This window comes from Pseudarthrobacter sp. SL88 (genome assembly GCF_026672455.1).
Classification (GTDB): Bacteria; Actinomycetota; Actinomycetes; order Actinomycetales; family Micrococcaceae; genus Arthrobacter.
Window position 1 is genome coordinate 1,236,148 of the sequence record NZ_JAPPRD010000001.1, and the last position, 22,273, is coordinate 1,258,420.

The following is a 22,273-nucleotide window of genomic DNA, read 5'->3' on the forward strand; positions in this document are numbered from 1 at the left end:
CGGCTCAATCAGCTCTGGGGAACCGTGGCGGCCTTGCTGCCCGGCTTCCAGTCAGTCGGCGTTTCGCGGTCCGGGTACCACTCCTTGGTGAGCTTGGACCAGGTGCCATCGGCAATCACGGCGTCCAGGCCGGAGTTCAGTGCGTCGATCAGGGGCTGGTTGTCCTTGGCGACGGCGTAGGCCGTGAAGTTCTGCGTGTTGACCACGGACTCGGCGATGACAGTGCCGTCACCCTCCTTGACCTGGCCGGTTGCCTGCTGCGACGGCGCCACCCAGGCGTCGACCTGGCCGTTGCGCACGTTGGCGTAGACCGTGGCGTAGTCCGGGAAGCGGATGGGCTCGAGCTTGAGCGTGTTGGTGACGTAATCGTCCTGGACCGTGCCCTGGACGACGCCGATGCGGAGGTCGCCCTTGAGGTCGTCAAAGCCCTTGACGTCGCTGTCCTTCTTCGCGACAACAGCCATGAAGCCGAAGTCATAGCCGTTGGTGAAGCCAACGTTCTGGCGGCGGGCGTCCGTGGTTGAGATCGAGGAGGATCCGACGTCGAACTGCTTGGTGGAAACCTGGGACAGCAGTGCGGAGAAGTCCGTAGCCACGAATTCGACCTCAAGGCCCAGCTTGCCGGCGATGGCCCGCAGGAGCTCGTTGTCGTAGCCGGTGAACTTGCCGGACGGGTCGATGAAGATGTTCGGCGGGGCGTCGGAGAGCGTGCCCACTTCGAGCTTGCCTTCGGTGTTCAGGCCAAGCTTGGTCTTGTCGATCTTGTCGACAGGGGTGACATCGGCGGTGGTGTACTTGTCCAGCGTCTGCTGGTCGCTGCCCTGCAGGGCGTCTGTGGGCGTTCCGCTTGGCTGGGAAGAGCCGGAGCCGCATGCGGCCAGGGAGACCGCCAGTGCAATGGCAACGGGAGCGGTAGTCAGCCACTTCATCGCTTTGATTTTCATCAGGTTGTCACTTTCATTGAGTCTTAAGTCAACCGGGCCGCAAGGCTGCGCTGGTGGCGCCTGGCACCTGCCCGGTGCTGGTCCAGCGTGGCCAGGGCAGGGGTGACCGCAAAAATAAATTCTCTCACCTTGGGCAAATGCCGCCGTGAGACGAAGATCAGAGTGAGTTGCTGGCAAAAAGCCGCATGAAATTCGAGTCTGGGCGGCCGTTGAGCGCCGGGTGGCCGGTTATATCTTGCACAGCCGAACAGATGGGTGATACTGAAAGCGCCAAATGTTACGCGGCGCTACTGTGACGTGCCTCGCACTCGGCTTCCGGGAGCTAGAACCCGCCGCCCGTAGCGTCCTGCGGGGGCAGCACGGGCCAATCACCTTCGATGACGGCCGTGGGCTTCGTCTTGCGAAGATACCCCTGGAAATCCGCGGCCTGCGTCACCGCCCAGTCCACCTGCAGCTGGTGGAGCTGGCTCGCGGGCATCATCAGTTTAGGGAATTTTCCTGCCATGGCGTCCAGGACCTTCAAGGTGGCCAGGGCGTCGGCTGCGGAGGTGTGGGCATTGTCGAGGACCACGCCGTACTCCTCGCAGAGGGCCGTCAGCGTGCGTTTGCCTTTGCGGTAGCGGTCCACCTGTTTGTTCATGATGTAGGGATCCAGCACGGGGAACCGGGTCAGCTGGGGAACACCGTACCGGGCGGACTCCGCCGCCAGGACCGTGAAGTCGTAGCTGGCGTTGAACGCGATAACGGGGACGCCGGTGTCGAAAAGCTCCTGCAGCACTGCGGCAAGCTCCCTGGTGACCTCATGCGCGGGCCGGCCGTCCTTGCGTGCCTGCTCAGTGGTGACGCCGTGCACATCGCTTGCTTCGGTGGGGATTTCAACCCCGGGATCGGCCAGCCACTCGTGCTCCCGGATGACCTCGCCCCTGTGGTCCACAACGGTGACCGATGCGGTAACTATCCGGGCCGGCCCGCGAGTTGCGGCCGGTGGTTTCCAGGTCAAAAGCGGCGCGGGGGAGGGTGTTCCAGGTGCTCATACCTCCACGCTAAAGGGACCCCCGGACAATTCCGTGGAACGCCACTGCGGCTACATTGGATCAATGCGGATTGAGTATGTGCAGGCGGTCCTTGCCATCGTGAGGATGGTGCCGGCGGGATCCGCGGTATCGTATGGCGACGTCGCGGAACTGCTGGGTTCCGGGGGACCCCGGCAGGTCGGTTCGGTCATGAGCCACTACGGCAGTGGCGTCCCGTGGTGGCGGATCCTGAAAGCCAGTGGACACGCCCCCGAAGGACACGAGGCAGACGCGCTGCGCCGCTACCTTGATGAAGGGACGCCGTTGGCCGGCGCCTACCGGGAGTGGCAGCGCACCGGAGAAGGCCGGTGGCGGGTGGACCTCGAGGCGGCGCGCTGGGCACCCGATGGAGAGGATTTCGACCGGATGGATGCGGTGGCGGAGCAACTGGAGCGCGAGCTTCACAAATTGTCAGTGGCTGATGATGGGATGTCGGTGTGACGGTAACACTTCCACTGACAGGCCCGGCTGGCAGATACCCAGAGGACTATCCGGACGCGGCCGGCCAAGGTTTTGGCGATCGGGATGGCGCGGGCGGGGAGTCTCCCGACGGCCGCGCTGCACAGGGTCGGCTCTCCGGAGCGGGTCCCCTCAGGCTGCTTCCTCCGAGCCAGTCCCATGCCGAACGGCCCGCACTGACCCCGGACCAGCAAGCCGCCGTCGACGTTGCGGCCGGTTCCGGGCCGGTGCTGGTCCCGGGAGCGCCCGGAACCGGTAAGACCACCGTCCTTGTTGAGGCCGCCGTGGAGCGCGTCCACCGCGACGGCCTTGATCCCGCAGGGATCCTGATCCTCGCCCCCACCCGCCTGGCCGCGGACCACCTCCGCGACCGCTTCACCGCCCGCCTGGACAGAAGCCTCAGCACCACCCCGGCACGGACCTGGGCCTCCTACGCATTCGACCTCATCAGGAGGGCCAAGGCTGAGGGCATCATCCCCCTCGCCAGGCCGCCGCGGCTCCTCTCGGGGCCGGAACAGGACCTGATTATCAAGGAACTGCTGGAAGGGCACCGGCTGCCCGGGCTGGAACTGCCCTGGCCCGCCGACCTTGGGGGCGCCCTGGAGACCCGCGGGTTCCGGCAGGAAGTCCGCCAGCTCTTCGACCGCATCATCGAGTCCGGCCGGACACCCGCCGACCTGGTGGAGCTGGGCAAGGTGTGCGGCAGGCAGGACTGGATCGCGGCAGCGGCCCTCTACAGCGAATACAGGGATGTCCTGGACCTGCGCATGCCGGAGGCTTTCGACCCGGCCGGCATCATCACCGCTGCCCGGCAGATCTTCCAGGACGCCCCGGAATTCCTCGCCGCGGAGCGGCAACGGCTGCAGCTGATCCTGGTGGATGACATCCAGGAAGCCAACCCGGCGGTCTTCGAACTGTTGGCAGACATTGCCGCCGGCAAGGACTGCCTGGTCACCTCGTCTCCGGATACCGTGGTCCAGGGGTTCCGCGGCGCCCGGCCCGATCTTGTGGCCGAGTTGCCCCGCCTGCTGTCGCCGGACGCCCTGGTGCTCGAAAGGCCCCTATGGCACGCCCACCGGCTCGCTCCCGCGGTCGCGGAAGCGTGGCTCGGTGTAGCAGGCCGCATTTCCCAGCGGGCCGGCGGCCGGCTTTCGCGCCGCCTGGAGCAAGGCTCCGGCGGCGACGGTCCGGGCCGGGTTGAAGCCCATCTGGTGCCCTCGGCCGTCCACGAGTTGCGGTACGTGGCCCAGCGGATTCTCGACCAGCACATCGGCCAGGGCCGGCCCCTGACAGACATCGCCGTCATCGTGCGCAACGGCGGCCAGGTCAGCGAACTGCAGCGTTACCTGTCCGGGCAGGGCATCCCGGTGCGGGTCCCGGTGGCTGAGTCGGCGGTGCGCGACGAAGTGGCCGTCCGTCCCCTCCTGGACGCCTATGCCATCGCGCTGGACCACTCGCTCCTGACACCCGAAGCGGCAGTGTCACTCCTGACGTCCAGGATCGGTGGGGCCACCCCCCTTGAACTCCGGCGGCTCCGGCAATCGCTTCGGCGCGAGGAGCTGACGGCTGGCGGCGGCCGCGGCAGCGACTCCCTGCTGGTCGAGGCGCTCCTGGAGCCGGGGGCGCTGGGTAGCCTGGGGATTGAAGGCCGTGCCGCCCGCCGGACTGCCCGGATGATCCAATCCGGCAAAGAAGCAGCCAGCCAACCGGGGGCCAACGCCGAGTCTGTGCTGTGGGCCCTGTGGAGCGCCACCGGCCTTTCCGCGGCCTGGACGGAAACCGCCCTGGCCGGGGGGCCGCACGGCGCCCGGGCGGACAGGGACCTGGACGCGATGATGGCCCTGTTCCACACGGCAGAGCGCTACGTGGACCAGATGCCAGGCGCCGGTCCGGAACAGTTCCTGGAATACCTCCTGAACCAGGAGCTGCCCATGGACACTCTCGCCGCCCGCGCCCAGGTGGACGACGCCGTCGAACTCATGACCCCCGCCAGCGCCGCCGGCCGGCAATGGCCAGTTGTCCTCATTGCAGGCCTGCAGGAAGGGGTGTGGCCCAATACCAGGCTTCGGGGGGAGCTCCTGGGCAGCACACTGTATGCAGACGCTGTCGAGCACGGGACGTCGTACGCCCTGCAGCGCGACCCGCTCAGCCGGCTGCGCGACATCCGGTATGACGAACTCCGCAGCTTTTCCACCGCTGTCTCCCGTGCGGAGGAACTGCTCATCTGCACTGCAGTGGCCTCCGAAGACGACCAGCCGTCGTCGTTCCTGGACTACGCCGCACCGCTGGACCCGGGTGAGGATGCAAGGGGCTTCACGGCAGTGGAACGGCCCATGACGCTGCGTGCCCTCGTCGCGGAGCTGCGCCAGCATGCACAGCTGGACGGCGCCCCGGCGCAGGAGGCGGCGAAGGTCCTGGCTGGCCTCGCCGCCGCCGAGCCTCCGGTCCCAGGCGCCCATCCGGACAGCTGGTGGGGGATTCAGCCGCTCACATCCACCGACGCCGTGGTGCCGCCGGGCGGCACGGTGTTTGTCTCCCCCTCAAAGGTCGAATCCGTGCAGAAATCGCCGTTGGACTGGTTCGTCCAGGCAGCCGGCGGCGAAGCCGCGACAGACTTTGCCCGCAGCCTCGGCACGCTGGTCCACGCCATCGCCCAGGACATGCCTGATGCCTCCGGCCAGGAATACGTTGCAGAGCTTGCCCGCCGCTGGCCGCAGCTGGGAATGAAAGACAACTGGGAGGGCAGGCTCGACCACCAGAGGGCCGAGGCCATGGTGCGGAAGCTCGCCCAATACGTGCTGGTGATGCGCGGCAGCGGCCGCCGCCTGCTGGGCGTGGAACAGGACTTTGACGTTGCCCTGGGAGAAGTGTTGCTCGATGACGCATCTTCGCGGGAAGCGGTGCTTCGCGGTCAGGTGGACCGGCTGGAAATCGACAGCGAGGGAAGACTGGTCATCGTCGATCTGAAAACAGGGAAGCGACAGCCAGGGAAGACTGAATTGGCCGGCCACCCGCAGTTGGGCGCCTACCAGGCCGCCGTTCTCGCGGGCGGTTTCGGCGACGGCAGCGACACCGGGCAGGTGCTTCCCGGCGGGGCGGTCCTTGCCCAGCTGGGGACAACGGCGAAATCGCCGGCTGTCCAGGAACAGGAGCCGCTGGACCCGAAGGACAACTGGGCGCTCGACATGGTCAAGGAGGCCGCAGCCGTCATGGGAGGAAATACGTTCGAGGCCCGGCACGACCCCGGCAAGGGAAGCTTCGGCGGACACGGCTGCCGGCTCCCTGAGGTCTGCCCGCTCTGTGCCCGCGGGCGGCAGGTGACTGAATGAGCCAGGATGTGCAGGTGCCCCTCGACGGCAGGCCAACCGCCGAACCTGCCGGCGGTGAATCGCCGCCGCCTGTTCGGTTCAGCCCTGAGGAACTTTCGGTCCTGCTGGGTGAGAAGAACGTCCCCACCGCGGAGCAGTCGGCAATTATCTCCTCACCGCTGACGCCGCGGTTGGTCATTGCCGGGGCAGGTTCGGGCAAGACCGCCACCATGGCGGACCGTGTGGTGTGGCTCGTGGCCAACGGCTGGGTCCGGCCCGAGGAAGTCCTTGGTGTGACGTTTACCCGGAAAGCCGCCGGGGAACTCGCGTCGCGGATCAGGGCCAAACTGGTGGCTTTGCAGCGGGTGGCTTCCCGGGGTACCGGCGCACCGCTGTTTCCGGCCGGGATGATCAGCAGTGACGCCCTTGAGCCCAAGGTTTCCACCTACCATTCCTTCGCCAGTGGCATCGTGTCGGACTACGGGCTTCGGCTCGGTGTCGAGCGGGACGTCGTGCTCCTCGGCGGGGCGCAGGCGTGGCAGCTCGCCACCGAAGTCGTCGAGGCGTACGACGGCGAGTACGGCCACTTCCGCGCGGCCAAGTCCACAATCGTGAAGGCCGTCATCCAGTTGGCCGGCGAATGTGCCGAACACCTGCAGGAGCCCGAGGAGGTTGAGGCCTGGCTGATGGCCCGGCTTGCCGACTATGAGGCACTGCCGTACCTTGCCCAGAAGCAGAAAAATCCGCCGCAGGCAGCCGCGGACATCGCACGCATGCTGAGGACACGGGCCAGCGTGGCGGACATGGTGGGCCGCTACACGGATGCCAAACGGGGAAGGGGAGCGCTGGACTTTGGGGACCTGGTTTCCCTGGCTGCCCGGGTCGCCCGCGATGTTCCCCTCGCGGCACACATGGAGCGGCAGCGGTACAAGGTGGTGCTGCTTGATGAGTTCCAGGACACCTCCTATGCCCAGTTGGTCCTGTTCTCGCGCCTCTTCGGCGGCGGTCACGCTGTCACGGCGGTGGGCGATCCCAACCAATCCATCTACGGCTTCCGGGGCGCCTCGGCAGGGCAGCTGTTCCACTTCGTCCGCGAGTTCCCGGTACGCACCGGCCCGGCGGAAGGCCCCGCCCAGTGGAAGCCGGCCCCCACGTCGTACCTGACAACCGCCTGGCGGAACGGCAAGTCGATCCTGGCCGCCGCCAATGTCATGTCTGAATCCTTGGCCAAGGCAGAAGGGCAGCGCGGACCGGCCGGCGGGGGAGCCACAGCCGCAGCCAGCGTGCCGCCGCTGCAGCCCAGTCCATTCGCAGTGGAGGGCAGGGTGGTCCTGGGGCGTTTCGCCAGCGACGCTGAAGAGGCTGCCGCGCTCGCGGACGATGTCCTGAAATACCGGGTCACTGATTTTGAAACCAAGCCGGACGGATCTTCCGTGGCCCCGGCGCTCGCCGTCCTGTGCCGCCGTCGTGCCCAGATGGAAACGATCCGCCGGCAGTTTGAGGCACGCGGCATCGCCTATCAGATTGTCGGGCTCGGCGGGCTCCTGGACACCCCGGAGGTGGTGGACCTGGTGGCCACCCTCAGGGTCCTGGCAGACCCCGGCAGGTCCGATGCTTTGATGCGCCTGCTGGCCGGTGCCCGCTGGCGGATTGGACCGGCAGACCTGATGGCACTGCGCGACTGGTCCAGCCATCTGGCCCGCCGGCGCGGGCAGCTTTCAGCAAGTCCGGAGGTTGATGGGCCTGGGGACGACGACGGAACGGTCCCGGAGTCGGACCTGACCGACGGCGCCAGCCTGGTCGAAGCCCTTGACTGGCTGCCCCGCGAGGGCTGGACCTCATCCGCCGGGCGGTGCCTGACGGAGGTTGCCCGCGAAAGGCTCCACCGTCTGTCCGTCGAGCTGCGCCAGCTTCGTGGCTACCTTGGCGATGACCTCACCACCCTGCTGGGCGAAGTTGAACGGGCCATGCTCCTCGACATCGAAGTTGCGGCCCTGCCCGGTGTCAGCATCCACCAGGCCCGGCGGAACCTCGATGCCTTCCAGGACGCCGCTGCCGGGTTCCTGCGCACCTCCCACAGGGTTGACATCCTCGCGTTCCTTTCGTGGCTCGAGGCAGCGGCGGCTGAGGAAAACGGCCTCGAAGCCCCGCCCGGGGACGTGAACAGGGAAGCCGTCCAGCTCCTGACGGTTCACGCCTCCAAGGGGCTGGAATGGGATGCGGTCTTCGTTCCGGGGCTGAACGCCGGTGCTTTCCCCACCGACAGGGATTCGCGCTGGAGCAGCGGAACGGCTGCGCTTCCGTGGCCGCTTCGCGGGGACCGGTCCGACCTCCCGCAATGGGACCTGGACCAGCCTGACCAGAAGGGCTGGATCGATGCCGAAAAGGATTTCAAGGCAGCCGTGCAGGCGCATGGGGAATCCGAGGAACGCCGGCTTGCCTACGTGGCCTATACCCGGGCGAAACATGTCTTGTGGGTGTCCAGCGCTGCCTGGGTAGGATCGCGGTCGGGGCGGAGCACCATGTCCCCCTTCCTTGCCGAGCTGGAAACCTTGGCGTTGCCGGCGGCCGGATCACCTGCCCGTGCCCGCGTGCACCCCCTGTCACTCGATGAAGCAGGCTTGCCGGAAAACAGCCCGCTGACGCTGGAAACGGAAGTGGCGGGCTGGCCCTACGATCCGCTGGAGGGACCAATTGATCCCCGTTCGGGCGAACGGCTCCGTCTCTCCGGAGGGCGCAGGGCACCCATGGAAGCCGCGACAGCGCGGGTGCGGGCCGAACTGGAAAAACGGCCAGCCGATCTCCGGACCCAGCAGGAACCGGCCAAGAACCCCGGGTTGACCGGCCCGGCCGCCGGATGGGCCAGGGAAGCTGCGCTGCTGCTGCAGCGCCGTTCGCGCCGGTCCCAAGGACAGGACGTCCACCTGCCAACCCACATCTCTGCTTCGACCCTGGTCGATCTCGAAGAGGATCCGGCGGCCGTGCTGGCCAGGCTCCGCCGGCCCGTGCCCCGGGAACCGGGGATGTCCGCGCGCAAGGGGACAGCCTTCCACGCATGGGTGGAAGACTACTTCGGCTCCGCGGGCATGCTCGACCTCGGCGAGGCCCCTGGGTCTGATGACCACATCGATGCTGCCTACGACCTCGACGCCATGGTGGAGACTTTCAGGGCTTCGGAATGGGCCGGCCGGGCGCCCGCCTTCGTGGAAGTGCCAGTGGAAACCCGGGTGGGCGACGTGGTGGTGCGCGGTCGGATCGACGCTGTGTTCCGCGACGCCGACGGGCGCTGGGACCTGGTTGACTGGAAGACCGGGCGGCGGCCGTCCGGTGCGCGGCTCAAGACGCGGGCAGTACAGCTGGCCGTCTACCGGCTTGCCTGGGCGCGGCTCAAGGATGTTCCGCTGGAAGCGGTACGGGCAGCATTCTTCTACGTGGGAGACAACGAGGTTGTCCGGCCCCACGATCTTGGGACAGCAGCAGAACTCGAAGCGATCGTTGCCGCCGCTGTTGCCAACCGGTAACCGTTCGCTGCCGCGTTCGGCAGCGAACGGTTACTGACCGTGGTTGGTCTTGATGACGGAAAGGGCCGCAGTTGAGGTATCGTCCCCTGTTCTGCCGGCGCCCTGGTCCGCGCCGGCCGGGGAAGCCGTGTCGCCGCCGTGTTCCGGGGCCGGCATGCCCTCGCCCGTTGCTGCTTCGGCAGGCGTCACCGGAATCCTGCTCACGTGAACTGCTGCCTGCACCGGCAAGGGAACGGCGGATACTGAGGGCTGGACCGGCACCGGAACCACCGTCACGGCGGGCATCCCCGCCGCCGGGCCGTCGTCGAGCGCGTCCTGCGTGGAAGAACCCGTGCGGGACTGGCCCTCCGGGGACGGGGTGTCCGATGCGGTGCCGGCGCCCGAATCTGCCGGCGCCACGCCGGCAGTCTGCCCTGGCTGGATTGGCGGCTGGGGTTCGACGCTGATGGGTTGGCCGCCGTGTTCGGCGATATCGGCGGCCAGCGTCTCGAGCATGCCCTCTGCTTCGGCCACCATTTCGGCGTCCCCCGCGGCAATGCCCTTGACCAGGTACTGGGCGAGTGCAAACTCCGCAGACAGGGCTGCCCGGCGCAGCAGGTGCGCGTCCGGGGTGTCGCGGCGGCTGGCGGTGTAGCCGGCCAGGACGGCGTCCACAAAGTCCTGTTCGTTGGAGGCCACCAGCCACGCGAAATCGTCGGCGGGGTCGCCGATCCGCAGATCGGTCCATCCCGTGACTGCCGTGACGCGTTGGCCCTCCACCAGCAGGTTGTCCTCGTGCAGGTCGCCGTGCACCACGCAGGGATTGAAGCGCCAGAGCGACACGTCTTCCATCGCGTGTTCCCAGCGCAGCAGCAGCGCCGAAGGAATCTTGCCGGTGGTGGCCGCCTGGTCAAGCTCATTAAGGCGCCGCTGGCGGAACTCATTGGGGGTGTAGCTGGGCAGGTCGGCGTTGCTGACCAGCGACCGCGGGAGGTCATGGATGGCTGACAGGGCAACGCCGATCTCCCGTGCCAGCGGAGCCGGGCCGGCGGTGAGGTCCTCAACGCTGCGGGTGCTGCCGGCCAGGTGCGAGTAGACGAAGGTGCTCAGGGTCCCCAGCCGGACGCTGCCGGCCACCGTGGGCATGAGGAACGGCAGCTCAGCCCGGATGGCAGGAGCGAACGCACGAAGGACGAGGAATTCCGTTTCCAGCCGGGCGCTGGCTTCTGCATGGCGGGGTGACCTGACTCGCCAGCGTTTGCCTTCCGAGTCAAGGAGCAGCGCCGAGTCGAAGTCCGCGGGATCATCCGGAGCGGAGCTAACTGCCGTCGGGGTCAGTCCGGGGACTGCTGCGGTTGCAACGGCTGCCAGTTCAATCGGTTTTCTTCTCACCGTTCCACGGTAGATTGCCGGCCGTCCAAGACGCCGGTCCGGTAGCGGCGAGTCTCCAGATACGTGCAAAACAGGGGGATACCCAACGGGGCCAAAATGTTCAAATGTCAGTCCCAGTCAGTACGGTGGAGTCATGAGCCACGCGGAGTCTGCCACGCCCGTCCATCTGGAAACGCCCGCCCAGGGGCAACCAGCAATTACACCGGACGGACCGGGACTCCTTGCTGCCAACCATCTTCGCGACACCCTGCTTCCGGTGCGGCCCGCCCTCGTGGACAGGGGCTCCACGGAACGGATGCGGGCAGGAATGGTTGAAGAGCTCCTGGCCGCTCCGGAGACCCTGGCGGTTGTATTGGCGGGCCGGCAAGGGCTGGTGAGCGGGGGCAGCCTGGTCCTTGCAAACGCCCGCGCACTGCACACGGAGCTGGCTGCGGCGGGCACCGTTCCGGAGCTGATGGTTTATCTTGGATCGGCATTGCCGGCGGCCGATCTTCCCGCCGGGACGGAACTGTTGCTGTTCGTGCTGCCCGCCCCTGTCGAGCCGGGAACGGCAGGCCTTCCCCGGGAGGCTTCATGGGCCGGGTTCCGTGACGTGGCGGCCGGTCTGGGTCCCACGGCAACAGCCCTCTTCGTGGAGGCAAGTGCCATTGCCAACTGGCACGCCGGCCATACACACTGTCCGCGGTGCGGCACGCCCACTGAAGTGCAGGCCGGAGGCTGGGTGCGGCGCTGCCCCGCGGATTCGTCCGAGCACTATCCGCGGACAGATCCTGCCATCATCGTGACGGTGGTGGGCCCGGACGGCCGCCTGCTCCTGGGCGGCGGGGGGCCGGCTGACGCCAAAAACTACTCCACCTTGGCTGGCTTCGTGGAACCGGGGGAGTCGCTGGAACAGGCCGTGGTCAGGGAGCTGTTCGAGGAGGTGGGTGTCCGCGTGAAAGCCTGCCAGTACCTGGGCTCGCAGTCGTGGCCTTTCCCCGCCTCCCTTATGCTTGGATTTACCGCCATCACCGATGACGCCGTGGCAACGCCCGACGGCGTGGAGGTCACCAGGGCGCGCTGGTTCAGCCGGGAGGAACTCCAGGACGCCGTCCTCAGCGGTGAGATCACCATTTCCAGCAGGCTCTCCATCGCCCGGGCACTCATCGAACACTGGTACGGCGGCCGGATCCGGGACCTCGCCGACGCCTGAGATCCATATTCACAAGACTGGGCGCGGCAGTCGAACAAAGCAGCAACGGGACACAGAGCAATAGACGTGACTACAGACAACTTCACCGGAGCCCTTTCTCAAGACGGTACTTCCTCCTTGGAGGACCGCATCCTGGGCGGGCTAGACGCCGAACAGCGCGAGGTGGCCAGCACCCTGAACGGACCCCTGTGCGTGCTGGCAGGTGCCGGAACCGGAAAAACCCGGGCCATCACCCACCGCATCGCCTACGGGGTCCACTCCGGCGTCTACACACCGCAGCGGCTCCTGGCTGTGACCTTCACGGCGCGGGCCGCGGCGGAGATGCGAAGCCGGCTCCGGGACCTTGGGGCAGGCAACGTCCAGGCCCGGACGTTCCATGCGGCGGCGCTGCGCCAGCTGCAGTTTTTTTGGCCGCAGGCCGTTGGCGGCACGCTGCCGAACCTCCTGGAGCACAAGGCACAGACCCTGGCCGAAGCGGCACGCCGGCTGCGGCTCAGCACGGACAGGGCGTCCATCCGCGACCTCGCCTCGGAAATCGAGTGGGCGAAAGTTTCCATGCTAACCCCGGCCAATTACTTGGAGAACGCGCAGGAGAGGGGTGCGCCGGGCGGCTTCGACCTCACCGCCGTGGCGCGCGTCTTCCAGTCCTATGAGGACGTGAAGACAGACCGCAACGTCATCGACTTCGAGGACGTCCTCCTGATCACCGTGGGGATCCTCCAGGAGGACGAGAAAGTGGCGGCCACCGTCCGGGAGCAGTACCGGCACTTCGTGGTGGACGAGTACCAGGACGTGTCGCCCCTGCAGCAGCGGCTGCTGGAGCTGTGGCTCGGTGGCCGGGACGAACTCTGCGTGGTGGGCGACGCCAGCCAGACCATCTACTCCTTCACCGGAGCCTCGCCCCGGCACCTCCTGGACTTCAAGGCCCGGTATCCGCAGGCGAACGTGGTCAAGCTGATCCGCGACTACCGGTCCACACCCCAGGTGGTGAAGCTGGCAAATGACCTGCTGGCCGGACGTCGCAGCGGTGGTCCGGCAGCGGATGCAGCGTGGGCCGCGCCCCTGCAACTGGTAGCCCAGCGGCCCGCGGGCCCGGTGCCCACGTTCACCGAGTGCACGGACGACGAAGCCGAGGCGGCCACCGTCGCCCAAAAAATCAAGGCACTGCTCGACGCCGGCACCCCGGCAAGCGAAGTTGCCATCCTTTTCCGTACCAACGGGCAGTCCGAGGCCTACGAACAGGCGCTCGCCGCCGCCGGCATCGGCTACCAGCTACGCGGCGGAGAGAGGTTCTTTGCCCGCAAGGAAGTCCGGGACGCCATCCTCCAGTTGCGTGCGGCCACGAGGGCGGTGAGCGAAGAGGGGGCCAGTGAACCGCTCGGGCAGTTGGTCCGGGACATTGTCTCCTCCCTCGGGTATACGGACTCCGCCCCGCACAGCGGCGGCGCACTGCGGGAACGGTGGGAGTCCCTGGCGGCGCTGGTGGCCCTCGCCGATGAGCTGGTCCAGGTCCGCGGCCAGGAGTTCGGACTGGCGGACTTCGTTAACGAACTCCAGGAACGATCGCTCGCCCAGCACGCCCCCACGGTGCAGGGCGTCACCCTGGCGTCCCTGCACGCCGCGAAAGGCCTGGAATGGGACGCCGTGTTCCTGGTGGGCCTTAGTGAAGGCCTGATGCCCATCTCCTTCGCCGATTCCCCGGAATCGGTGGATGAAGAGCGCCGGCTCCTGTACGTCGGCATCACCCGTGCACGGGAGAACCTTTCCCTGTCCTGGAGCACGGCGCGAACTCCTGGCGGACGGGCCAACCGGAAACCGTCCAGGTTCCTTGACGGACTCCGCCCCAATTCCGTGGCAACGTCCAGCACCCGTGGAAAGGGCCCGGCTCCACGACGGAAGGCTGCAGCCCCCGCAGTGTGCAGGGTCTGCGGCAGCATGCTGTCCTCTGGCGCGGAGCGCAAGGTGGGAAGGTGCAATGCGTGCCCGCCCAGCTACGAGGAACAGACGTTCGAAGCCCTGCGGAGCTGGCGCCGCGAAGTTGCCCTCTCTGCCGATGTGCCCGCTTTCGTGGTCTTCACCGATGCCACCCTGACCGCCATTGCCGAGGCGAGGCCGGCATCAATTGAGGACCTCGCCGGCCTGGCGGGCGTAGGTCCATCAAAGCTTGAGAAGTACGGCGAAGACGTCCTGAAGGTGCTGACCGAAAGCACTGAGCTGTGAGGTCCGGCGGGCCGCCCGCAATGACCACAGCCGACGGCGCGCCGGTGGAGGTCAGGCGGTCTTCCCGCCGGACCCGGACGGTGGCGGCGTTTTGGGAGGACGGGACTGCCGTCGTCGCCATCCCTGCGCGGTTTACGTCGGCCCAGGAAACCGAGTGGGTCCGGCGCATGCTGGCAAAGCTGCAGCGGCAGGGGGAGCGGCGCAGCGCGGCGGGTAGGAAACGGCCGGCGTCCGATGCCGCCCTCGCAGCCCACGCCGCCCACCTTTCTGCCCAGTACCTGGGTGGGCGGTCAACTCCGGCTTCCGTCCGGTGGGTCAGCAACCAGAATTCACGTTGGGGCTCTGCCACGCCGGCGGAGGGCACTATCCGGCTTTCGGACAAGCTGAAGCCGATGCCCCAGTGGGTTATTGACTATGTCCTGCTCCACGAACTCGCGCACCTCCTCGTGGCCGGGCACAACGCCGCGTTCTGGAAGCTGCTCGAGGCGTATCCGGAAACGCAGCGTGCGAAAGCCTTCCTGGAAGGGGTGTCCTATGCCTCGGCGCGCGGTCTGGCCACCGGCCGCGGAGCCGGGGACAACAAAACCGGCGCCCTGCCGGAGCCCGAAGGCTGGCCGGAGGACGCCGACTAGGTGGAGCGTGCTGCCGCCGCAGCGGGAAGGTCAGGCCTTCGGCTGGGTACCTTCGCCGTCGCCGCCGGTGCCGTCGTCACCGGTGTTGTCGGCACCGGAGCCGGCTGAGCCCGGAGCCTCGCCGGAACCCGCGCCGCCGTCGCCGCTCTCGGCGGGGCCAGCCGACGTTCCAGCGGCATCATCGATGGTGGGGGCATCAAAACCACCGCTGAGCAGCTTCTGCAGGGCATCATCCACTTCGCTGTCGCTGGCCTCGGCCAGCTTGCGGCGGGCGCTGAAGCCCTTGGGATCGTCAAGGTCCTCGGCGGTGGGCAGCAGGTCCGGGTGGTGCCAGATGGCGTCCCGGCCTTCGACGCCACGCTCCTCCTTGAGGGCGGCCCACAGCGTTGCCGCATCCCTGAGGCGGCGCGGCCGCAGCTCCAGCCCCACCAGTGAGGCGAAGGCATGCTCTGCCGGGCCGCCGGTTGCGCGGCGCCGCCGGACGGTTTCACGCAGGGCGGCAGCGGAGGGGAGCACATTCTCGGTGGCCGCGGCCGTCAGTTCGTCGACCCAGCCCTCCACGAGGGCCAGCGCCGTTTCGAGCTTCTCCAGGGCCTGCTCCTGCGCAGGGGTGCGCTTGGGCATGAATACGCCCTGGGAGAGGGCTTCCTGGATTCCCTCGGGGTTGCTCGGGTCCAGGTCCCGGGCCAGTTCCTCGATGCGCGAGGTGTCGATGTGGATGCCGCGGGCGTATGCCTCGATGGCCCCGAGGAGGTGCCCCCGCAGCCAAGGGACCTGCACGAACAGCCGGGCGTGGGCGGCCTCACGCACTGCAAGGAACAGCCGGATGTCGTTTTCCGGCAGGGACAGGCCCTCGCCGAAAGCTGCGACGTTGGCCGGCAACAGGGCCATTTCCAGGTCCGCAAGCGGTACGCCGATATCCGTGGAGCTGACAACGTCCGCGGAGAGCGCGCCGATGGCCTGGCCCAGCTGCATCCCGAAGATGGCACCGCCCATGTTCTGCAGCATCGAGGAGGCGCCGCCCATCATGGACTTCATTTCCTCGGGCATCTGCTCAGTCATGGCGGAGGAGAGGGCATTGGCGATGCTGTTCGCCACCGGCTCCGTCAGCCGCTTCCAGGTCCCCAGTGTTGCCTCGACCCACTCCGCGCGGGACCATGCCCGCCCGATCAGTCCGGTGGACGGCAGGTCCGTGACGCGGTCCAGCCACAGCTCCGCCAGGCGAAGGGCCTCGTCCACCTCCCGGGACTGCTGGGAGGTCACCGAAGGATCGGAACCGCTCGCGGCCACGCGCCGTGCATTGTCGTGCGCCAGCGTCCAGTTGACGGGCCCTTCGGACGGGGCACTCATCATGGCCTGGACCTGGGAGAACATCTGGGCCAGCAGGTTGGGATCGTTCGGCAGGCCGGCAGCCTTGGCGAGCTCGGCCGGATCGAAGTTTTCCATGCCCTTGCCGCCCATCAGGTTCTGCAGCATCTCGGCCAACGGGTCCTTGGGGGTGTCGTCGCCGTTCGAAGAATTGTGTGGGTTGGAGGTCATGATCCCGCCGATCGTCGGTGTGACTGTTGCTCAACCTTCACGGTACCCCGGCCATCCACGGCTGTCTGCCGCACCGGCTTGACGTTCGCTGTGGGCAAAGAGCCCCCGGGTCCTGCCACCGCGTACTGTTGTTGGGTGACTACAACCCGTGGCGGGTACCCTTCCGAGGACCACGCTTCAGAGCTTCTTTCCCAGCCCCGGCAAGGGGATCACGACGGCGGCGCGGCAGGTGGCGATGACGCGGACGGCGGCGCGGCAACAGGACCTGCGTCCCGGCCGAGCCCCAGGGTTTCGGCCATGATGCTTGCCGGCGTGACGGCGCTGGGCCTGGGCATCGCCGCCGGGGTCCTCCCCGTGCCGTACGTCATCGAGTCCCCGGGGCCCACATACAACACCCTGGGACAGGGCCAGGGAACCCCCGTCATCAAAGTCACCGGGCATGAGTCCTACCCGGCAGCGGGCAACCTGGACCTCACCACGGTCTATGTCGATGGCGGACCCAGCAGCCCGGTCAGCGTCCTGACCGCTTTCTCCGCGTGGCTTGACCGGTCCAAGTCCGTCTATCCGGTGGAGCTGATCTACCCCACGGGGACCACGAAGGAAGAAGCCGCCGAGCAGAGCGCCGTGGCCATGACCACTTCCCAGGAAAACGCCGTCGCCTCCGCCCTGAACGAACTGAAGATCCCCTTCGGCCAGCAGCTGCAGGCCGCGGGACTGTCCGACGGGTCGGCTGCGCAAGGCAAGATCCGGACCGGGGACGTCCTCAAAACCATCAATGGCAAGGACATCACGTCACTGGCCGTCATCCAGGACGAACTCTCAGCAGGCAAGGGCGCCCCCGCAGCCGTGGTGCTGGAGCGGGACGGCCAGCCGGTGACTGAGACCATTACCCCCAAGGACAACGGAGAAGGCCGGTTCATCCTCGGGGTGATGCTCAAGTACCTGTTTACGTTCCCCTTCGATGTGCATATTTCGCTGGACAAAGTGGGCGGCCCGTCGGCCGGCCTGATGTTCTCCCTGGGCATTATCGACACCGTCACCCCCGGTGACCTGACCGGCGGCAAGCACATCGCCGGTACGGGCACCATTTCGCCGGACGGCACCGTCGGGGCCATCGGCGGCATCGTGCAGAAAATGCAGGGCGCCCGCGCCGGAGGAGCCACACTCTTCCTGGCACCCGCGGAAAACTGCGGGGAAGTGGTGGGGCACATCCCGGACGGGCTCCAGGTGGTCAAAGTGGGAAAGCTCGCTGAGGCGAAGTCCGCCGTCGAACGTGCGGGCAGCGGACAGGACACAACGGGCCTGCCCACCTGCGGAAACAACTAGACTGGGCGCATCTAGACTCGACAGGAACTAAGCCTTACCGCCACTCGTGGCAAAGGTGACGGACAATTCCAGCTGCAGGCCGGGGGAGTACGTCACTCGCACGCACGCTTCGAATATCTGACGACCAGCTATGAGGTACCCAGTTTGTCCCGTCCCGCCAGCACCATGTCCACCGGCAGACCCCCTTCCCGACGCGGCGCGCTGACGCCCACCCTGATCGTTGTTGCCCTCGTCGTCGTGGGCTTCATCTTCTTCGCCAACGTCTGGACCGATGTCCTTTGGTACCGGCAGCTGGGGTTCATGGAAGTCTTCATCACCGAGAACCTGGCCAAGATCGCCATCTTCGCTGCCGGGTTCGCCGTGATGTTTGCCGGCGTGTTCTTCGCCATCCGCATTGCCTACCGCTCCCGGCCGGTCTATGCGCCTGATTCCGATATCCGGGACAACCTCAACCGGTACCAGGCACAGCTGGAACCGGTGCGCCGGGTGGTCATGATTGGCCTGCCCATCCTGTTCGGCCTCTTCGCCGGAAGCGCTGCTGCGAGCCAGTGGCAAAAGGTACTGCTCTTCTTCAACCAGGTGGGCTTCAACAAGCAGGACCCCCAGTTCAACATGGACATCAGCTTCTATGTGATGGTCCTGCCCTTCCTGGGATTCGTCACGGGCTTCCTGATCAGCGTCGTTGTCATTGCCGGCATCGCGGGCATCCTGACCCACTACCTTTACGGCAGCATCCGGCTCATGGAGCGCGGCGTCTACACCGCCCGTGCCGCCCAGATCCACATTGCCGTCACGGGCGCCGCGTTCCTGATCCTGCTGGGCGTCAACTTCTGGCTGGACCGGTATTCCTCGGTCCAGAGCAATGGCGGCCGCTGGGCCGGCGCCCTGTACACGGACGTCAACGCCGTCATCCCCACGAAGGCAATACTCGCCGTCGCTGCCGTGCTTGTAGCTGCGCTGTTCATTGTGGCAGCCATCATTGGCCGCTGGCGCCTGCCGGTTATCGGAACGGCGATGCTGATCATCACGTCCATCCTGGCCGGTGGAGTATACCCCTGGGTGATCCAGCAGTTCCAGGTCCGTCCTTCGGAAGAAACGTTGGAGAAGGACTACATTCAGCGGAACATCGACAACACCCGCAGCGCATACGGGCTCGATGGAATTCAGGAGACCCGCTACGACGCCACCAACACCGCAACCTCAGGCGCCCTGGCCCCGGACGCGCAGACCACCGCGAACATCAGGCTCCTGGACCCCAACCTGATCTCTGACGCATTCGCGCAGCTGGAACAGTACCGCCCGTACTACCAGTTCCCCGAGGCCCTCAACGTTGACCGTTACGAGGTGGACGGCAAGATCCAGGACACCGTGATCGCTGTCCGGGAACTGAACCCCACCAACGTGGCATCCAACCAGCAGGGCTGGCTGAACCAGCACGTGGTCTACACCCACGGGTATGGCGTGGTGGCGGCCAAGGGCAACAAGTTCACCGTGGACGGAAAGCCTGAGTTCCTGCAGTCAGGCATTCCTTCCAACGGTGTCCTTGGCAACGACGCGTCCTACCAGCCGCGCATCTACTTCGGTGAATCCTCGCCCGAGTACTCCATCGTCGGTGCCCCGGAAGGCACCGCTCCGCGTGAGCAGGACCGTCCATCCGGGCCGGAAGGCGAAGGTGAAACCCAGTACACGTTCACCGGTAACGGTGGCCCGAATGTGGGTTCGTTCTTCAACAAGGTCCTGTACGCCATCAAATTCCAGTCCTCGGACCTGCTGCTCTCGGACGGCGTGAACTCCGAGTCTCAGGTCCTGTACGACCGCAACCCCCGCGAACGCATCCAGAAAGTTGCGCCGTACCTCACCGTTGACGGCAACGCTTACCCGGCGGTCGTTGATGGCCGGGTGAAGTGGATCGTGGACGGCTACACCACCAGCCAGTACTACCCCTATTCGCAGCAAAAGCAGCTGTCCGAGGCCACTGCTGATACGCAGACCACCTCCGGCCGTGCCGTGGCGCTGCCGAACAGCACTGTGAACTACATCCGGAACTCCGTCAAGGCAACCGTGGACGCCTACGACGGGTCCGTCACCCTGTACGCCTGGGATGACCAGGACCCCATCCTCAAGGCCTGGAACAAGGTGTTTCCCACGTCCCTGAAGCCCTATTCGGAGATGTCCGGTGCAGTGATGAGCCACGTCCGGTACCCGGAGGACCTGTTCAAGGTCCAGCGTGAACTGCTGGGCCAGTACCACGTGACGGACCCCCGCAGCTTCTACAAGAACAACGACGCCTGGAGCGTCCCGGCCGATCCCACCGTGGACACGGACGTCAAGCAGCCGCCGTTCTACATGTCGCTGCAGATGCCGGACCAGGACAAGCCGGCGTTCCAGCTCACGTCTTCCTTCATTCCGCAGATCGTGAACAACAACGCCCGCAACGTCCTCTACGGCTTCCTGGCGGCGGATTCCGACGCCGGAAACCAGGCAGGGGTCAAGGGTGAGGGCTACGGCAAGCTTCGCCTGCTCAATATCCCGCCGGAAACCCAGGTCCCCGGCCCGGGCCAGGCGCAGAACAAGTTCAACTCCGATCCCACGGTGTCCCAGGCCCTGAACCTGTTGCGCCAGGGCGCCTCGGACGTGCTGAACGGCAACCTGCTGACCCTGCCCGTGGGCGGCGGCATCCTGTACGTGCAGCCGGTCTACCTGAAATCGACCGGTGAGACCTCCTATCCCACCCTGCAGCGCGTGCTGGTGGCATTCGGTGACAAGGTGGGCTTCGCACCCACCCTGGACGAAGCACTCAAGCAGCTCTTCGGCGGTAATTCCGGCGCAGCGGCGGGCGATTCGGACAACAACGGGCAGGCGCCTGCGGGGCCGGCTACTCCGTCGGAGCCGGGAGCGGACGCCAAGGCTGAGCTGAAGGCGGCGCTGGACGAAGCAAATGCTGCCATCCAGGCCGGCCAGTCAGCTCTTGCATCCGGTGACTTCGCCGCTTACGGTGAGGCGCAGAAGCGGATCACCGCGGCGCTGAAGAAGGCCGTGGATGCCGAGGCCAAGATTCCCGGCACCACCCCGGAAGCCAGCCCGGCACCAACGGCAACGCCGTCACCGTCGCCTAGCAACTAGCGGGGTGTGCGGCGTCCTGAGGTACCCCCGGGCGCACAGGACCTGAACGAAAGTACGACGACGTAACGCGGCATCCGCTTCCTCCGGGAAGCGGGTGCCGCTTGCGTAACGGACGTCACGCTCCGTCGATTTGGCCTGGCGTTCACCTCCCGGTAAAGTAGTTCTTGCGACGCGGGGTGGAGCAGTTCGGTAGCTCGCTGGGCTCATAACCCAGAGGTCACAGGTTCAAATCCTGTCCCCGCAACTGGTAAAAGACCCGGACACTGGAAACAGTGTCCGGGTCTTTTTTGTGCCCCTGCGCGTGCCGTTGGCGGTGCCACGGCACGCCCCCGCCGCGTGGCTGGAAGGTGCTTCGGGCCCAGTGGTCACGGCGGCCGAAAAGATAGGGTAGTGTTGATCAAGCGACGCGGGGTGGAGCAGTTCGGTAGCTCGCTGGGCTCATAACCCAGAGGTCACAGGTTCAAATCCTGTCCCCGCAACTATGGAAAGACCCCGTTCGGCATACCAGCCGGACGGGGTCTTCTTTTTCCGTGGATGAGGGTAGTTCCTAGTATTCTCGTTCGCAGGGCTTGCGTGCTGCGAGCACCTGGCCAGTCATTCTCGAGAGGAATGTAGTTCGATGTCCACACCCACGAAGAAGCCCGGCACCGCCACGGGTAAGCGGTCCCGACTCTACTGGGGCGTCCCGGCCGTCCTCGTGGCGCTGGTACTGGTGGTCCTCGCTGCCCGATGGCTGGTGGGCCTTCCCGCCGTGGCTTCCTTCGTGGCTGACTACCCGGGGCATTCGGAGCTGCCGGACTCGGCCCCGCAGGGCTTCCCTGCGTGGCTGGCGTGGCAGCACTTCCTCAACGCCTTCTTCCTGCTGCTGATTATCCGAACGGGCTGGCAGGTACGGACCACCACCCGCCCGAGCGCGCACTGGAACCGCAACAACAAGGGCCTGATCCGTACCAGGAACGCGCCAACGAAGATCAGCCTTGAGCTGTGGTTCCACCTCACCCTGGACGCCCTGTGGATCCTCAACGGGCTGGTGTTCGCTGTTCTCCTGTTTGCCACGGGCCAATGGATGCGGATTGTCCCCACCAGCTGGGATGTCTTCCCGAACGCCCTTTCGGCCGCGCTCCAGTACGCCTCGCTGAATTGGCCCACCGAGAACGGCTGGGTCAACTACAACGCGCTCCAGCTGCTCACGTACTTCATCACCGTCTTCATCGCCGCACCGCTGGCGTTCATCACCGGGCTGCGCATGTCCGGTGCGTGGCCCAAGAAGGCTGCCGGCCTGAACAAGGCCTACCCCATCGAGTGGGCCCGTGCAGTGCACTTCCCGGTGATGATCTACTTCGTGGCCTTCGTGGTGGTGCACGTGTTCCTGGTCTTCGCCACGGGGGCGTTGCGGAACCTCAACCACATGTACGGTGTGCGTGACGATGACGGCTGGTTCGGCTTCTGGGTCTTCGCCGCTTCCGTGGCAGTCATGGTTGGCGCCTGGTTCCTCGCCCGCCCGCTTTTCCTGCGCCCCGTCGCCTCACTGATGGGTAAGGTCAGCCGCTGACCCTGCCGGCCCG

12 protein-coding genes, 2 tRNA genes and 1 pseudogene are annotated in these 22,273 nt (G+C 66.6%); 11 read left to right on the forward strand and 4 right to left on the reverse strand.

The window, feature by feature from the left end; translation table 11 throughout:
* Positions 1-8: 8 nt before the first annotated feature.
* Complete coding sequence (locus OVA06_RS05735) at positions 9-944, reverse strand: substrate-binding periplasmic protein (protein ID WP_056084890.1); 936 nt, start codon at positions 942-944, stop codon at positions 9-11.
* 322 nt (positions 945-1,266) lie between these two features.
* A pseudogene (locus OVA06_RS05740) lies at positions 1,267-1,978 on the reverse strand (3'-5' exonuclease).
* Positions 1,979-2,041: 63 nt separating this feature from the next.
* Here OVA06_RS05740 and OVA06_RS05745 point away from each other — a divergent pair.
* From OVA06_RS05745 to OVA06_RS05755, 3 genes are all read left to right on the forward strand, one after another.
* Complete coding sequence (locus tag OVA06_RS05745; protein ID WP_268156939.1) at positions 2,042-2,458, forward strand: MGMT family protein; 417 nt, start codon at positions 2,042-2,044, stop codon at positions 2,456-2,458.
* 155 nt (positions 2,459-2,613) lie between these two features.
* Positions 2,614-5,805, forward strand: a complete 3,192-nt coding sequence (locus tag OVA06_RS05750; RefSeq protein ID WP_268160647.1) for an ATP-dependent helicase — start codon at positions 2,614-2,616, stop codon at positions 5,803-5,805.
* On the forward strand, positions 5,802-9,305 hold the full coding sequence (locus tag OVA06_RS05755) for an ATP-dependent helicase (protein WP_268156941.1): 3,504 nt from the start codon (positions 5,802-5,804) through the stop codon (positions 9,303-9,305). Before OVA06_RS05750 ends, OVA06_RS05755 begins: the two co-directional genes overlap by 4 nt.
* A 30-nt stretch (positions 9,306-9,335) precedes the next feature.
* Here the strand turns inward: OVA06_RS05755 and OVA06_RS05760 are convergent, their stop codons facing one another.
* A complete protein-coding gene (locus OVA06_RS05760) occupies positions 9,336-10,676 on the reverse strand; it encodes a macrolide 2'-phosphotransferase (RefSeq protein ID WP_261619165.1) in 1,341 nt (446 codons plus the stop codon).
* 133 nt (positions 10,677-10,809) lie between these two features.
* Between OVA06_RS05760 and nudC the strand changes: the two genes are divergently transcribed.
* The 3 genes from nudC (at position 10,810) to OVA06_RS05775 (ending at position 14,720) form a co-directional block, all read left to right on the forward strand.
* Positions 10,810-11,868 carry an NAD(+) diphosphatase gene (nudC, locus tag OVA06_RS05765; protein WP_056084903.1) on the forward strand — a complete coding sequence of 353 codons (1,059 nt, stop codon included), beginning with the start codon at positions 10,810-10,812 and terminating at the stop codon, positions 11,866-11,868.
* Between the two features lie 66 nt (positions 11,869-11,934).
* Positions 11,935-14,088 (forward strand): ATP-dependent DNA helicase UvrD2, encoded by a 2,154-nt coding sequence (locus OVA06_RS05770; RefSeq protein ID WP_268156944.1) that lies wholly within the window; start codon positions 11,935-11,937, stop codon positions 14,086-14,088.
* A 20-nt stretch (positions 14,089-14,108) separates the two neighbouring features.
* Positions 14,109-14,720 carry a M48 metallopeptidase family protein gene (locus OVA06_RS05775; protein WP_056084907.1) on the forward strand — a complete coding sequence of 204 codons (612 nt, stop codon included), beginning with the start codon at positions 14,109-14,111 and terminating at the stop codon, positions 14,718-14,720.
* 30 nt (positions 14,721-14,750) lie between these two features.
* On the opposite strand, the gene OVA06_RS05780 is transcribed toward OVA06_RS05775, so the two are convergent.
* Complete coding sequence (locus OVA06_RS05780; protein ID WP_268156947.1) at positions 14,751-16,259, reverse strand: zinc-dependent metalloprotease; 1,509 nt, start codon at positions 16,257-16,259, stop codon at positions 14,751-14,753.
* A gap of 135 nt (positions 16,260-16,394) precedes the next feature.
* Here OVA06_RS05780 and OVA06_RS05785 point away from each other — a divergent pair, with 135 nt between their 5' ends.
* The 5 genes from OVA06_RS05785 (at position 16,395) to OVA06_RS05805 (ending at position 22,260) form a co-directional block, all read left to right on the forward strand.
* Positions 16,395-17,585, forward strand: coding sequence for a YlbL family protein (locus tag OVA06_RS05785; protein WP_442793522.1), 1,191 nt, complete (start codon positions 16,395-16,397; stop codon positions 17,583-17,585).
* A 165-nt stretch (positions 17,586-17,750) separates the two neighbouring features.
* On the forward strand, positions 17,751-20,708 hold the full coding sequence (locus tag OVA06_RS05790; protein ID WP_200937957.1) for a UPF0182 family membrane protein: 2,958 nt from the start codon (positions 17,751-17,753) through the stop codon (positions 20,706-20,708).
* Between the two features lie 170 nt (positions 20,709-20,878).
* A tRNA-Met gene (locus tag OVA06_RS05795) sits at positions 20,879-20,952 on the forward strand.
* Positions 20,953-21,113: 161 nt separating this feature from the next.
* A tRNA-Met gene (locus OVA06_RS05800) sits at positions 21,114-21,187 on the forward strand.
* Positions 21,188-21,327: 140 nt separating this feature from the next.
* A complete protein-coding gene (locus tag OVA06_RS05805) occupies positions 21,328-22,260 on the forward strand; it encodes a cytochrome b/b6 domain-containing protein (protein ID WP_268156950.1) in 933 nt (310 codons plus the stop codon).
* Positions 22,261-22,273 lie beyond the last annotated feature (13 nt).

Coding starts and splice junctions, on each gene's coding strand:
- OVA06_RS05755 (WP_268156941.1), top strand. CDS start 5,802: ATGAGCCAGGATGTGCAGGTGCCCCTCGACGGCAGGCCAACCGCCGAA.
- OVA06_RS05790 (WP_200937957.1), top strand. CDS start 17,751: ATGTCCACCGGCAGACCCCCTTCCCGACGCGGCGCGCTGACGCCCACC.
- OVA06_RS05745 (WP_268156939.1), top strand. CDS start 2,042: ATGCGGATTGAGTATGTGCAGGCGGTCCTTGCCATCGTGAGGATGGTG.
- OVA06_RS05735 (WP_056084890.1), bottom strand. CDS start 944: ATGAAAATCAAAGCGATGAAGTGGCTGACTACCGCTCCCGTTGCCATT.
- OVA06_RS05775 (WP_056084907.1), top strand. CDS start 14,109: ATGACCACAGCCGACGGCGCGCCGGTGGAGGTCAGGCGGTCTTCCCGC.
- OVA06_RS05805 (WP_268156950.1), top strand. CDS start 21,328: ATGTCCACACCCACGAAGAAGCCCGGCACCGCCACGGGTAAGCGGTCC.
- OVA06_RS05780 (WP_268156947.1), bottom strand. CDS start 16,259: ATGACCTCCAACCCACACAATTCTTCGAACGGCGACGACACCCCCAAG.
- nudC (WP_056084903.1), top strand. CDS start 10,810: ATGAGCCACGCGGAGTCTGCCACGCCCGTCCATCTGGAAACGCCCGCC.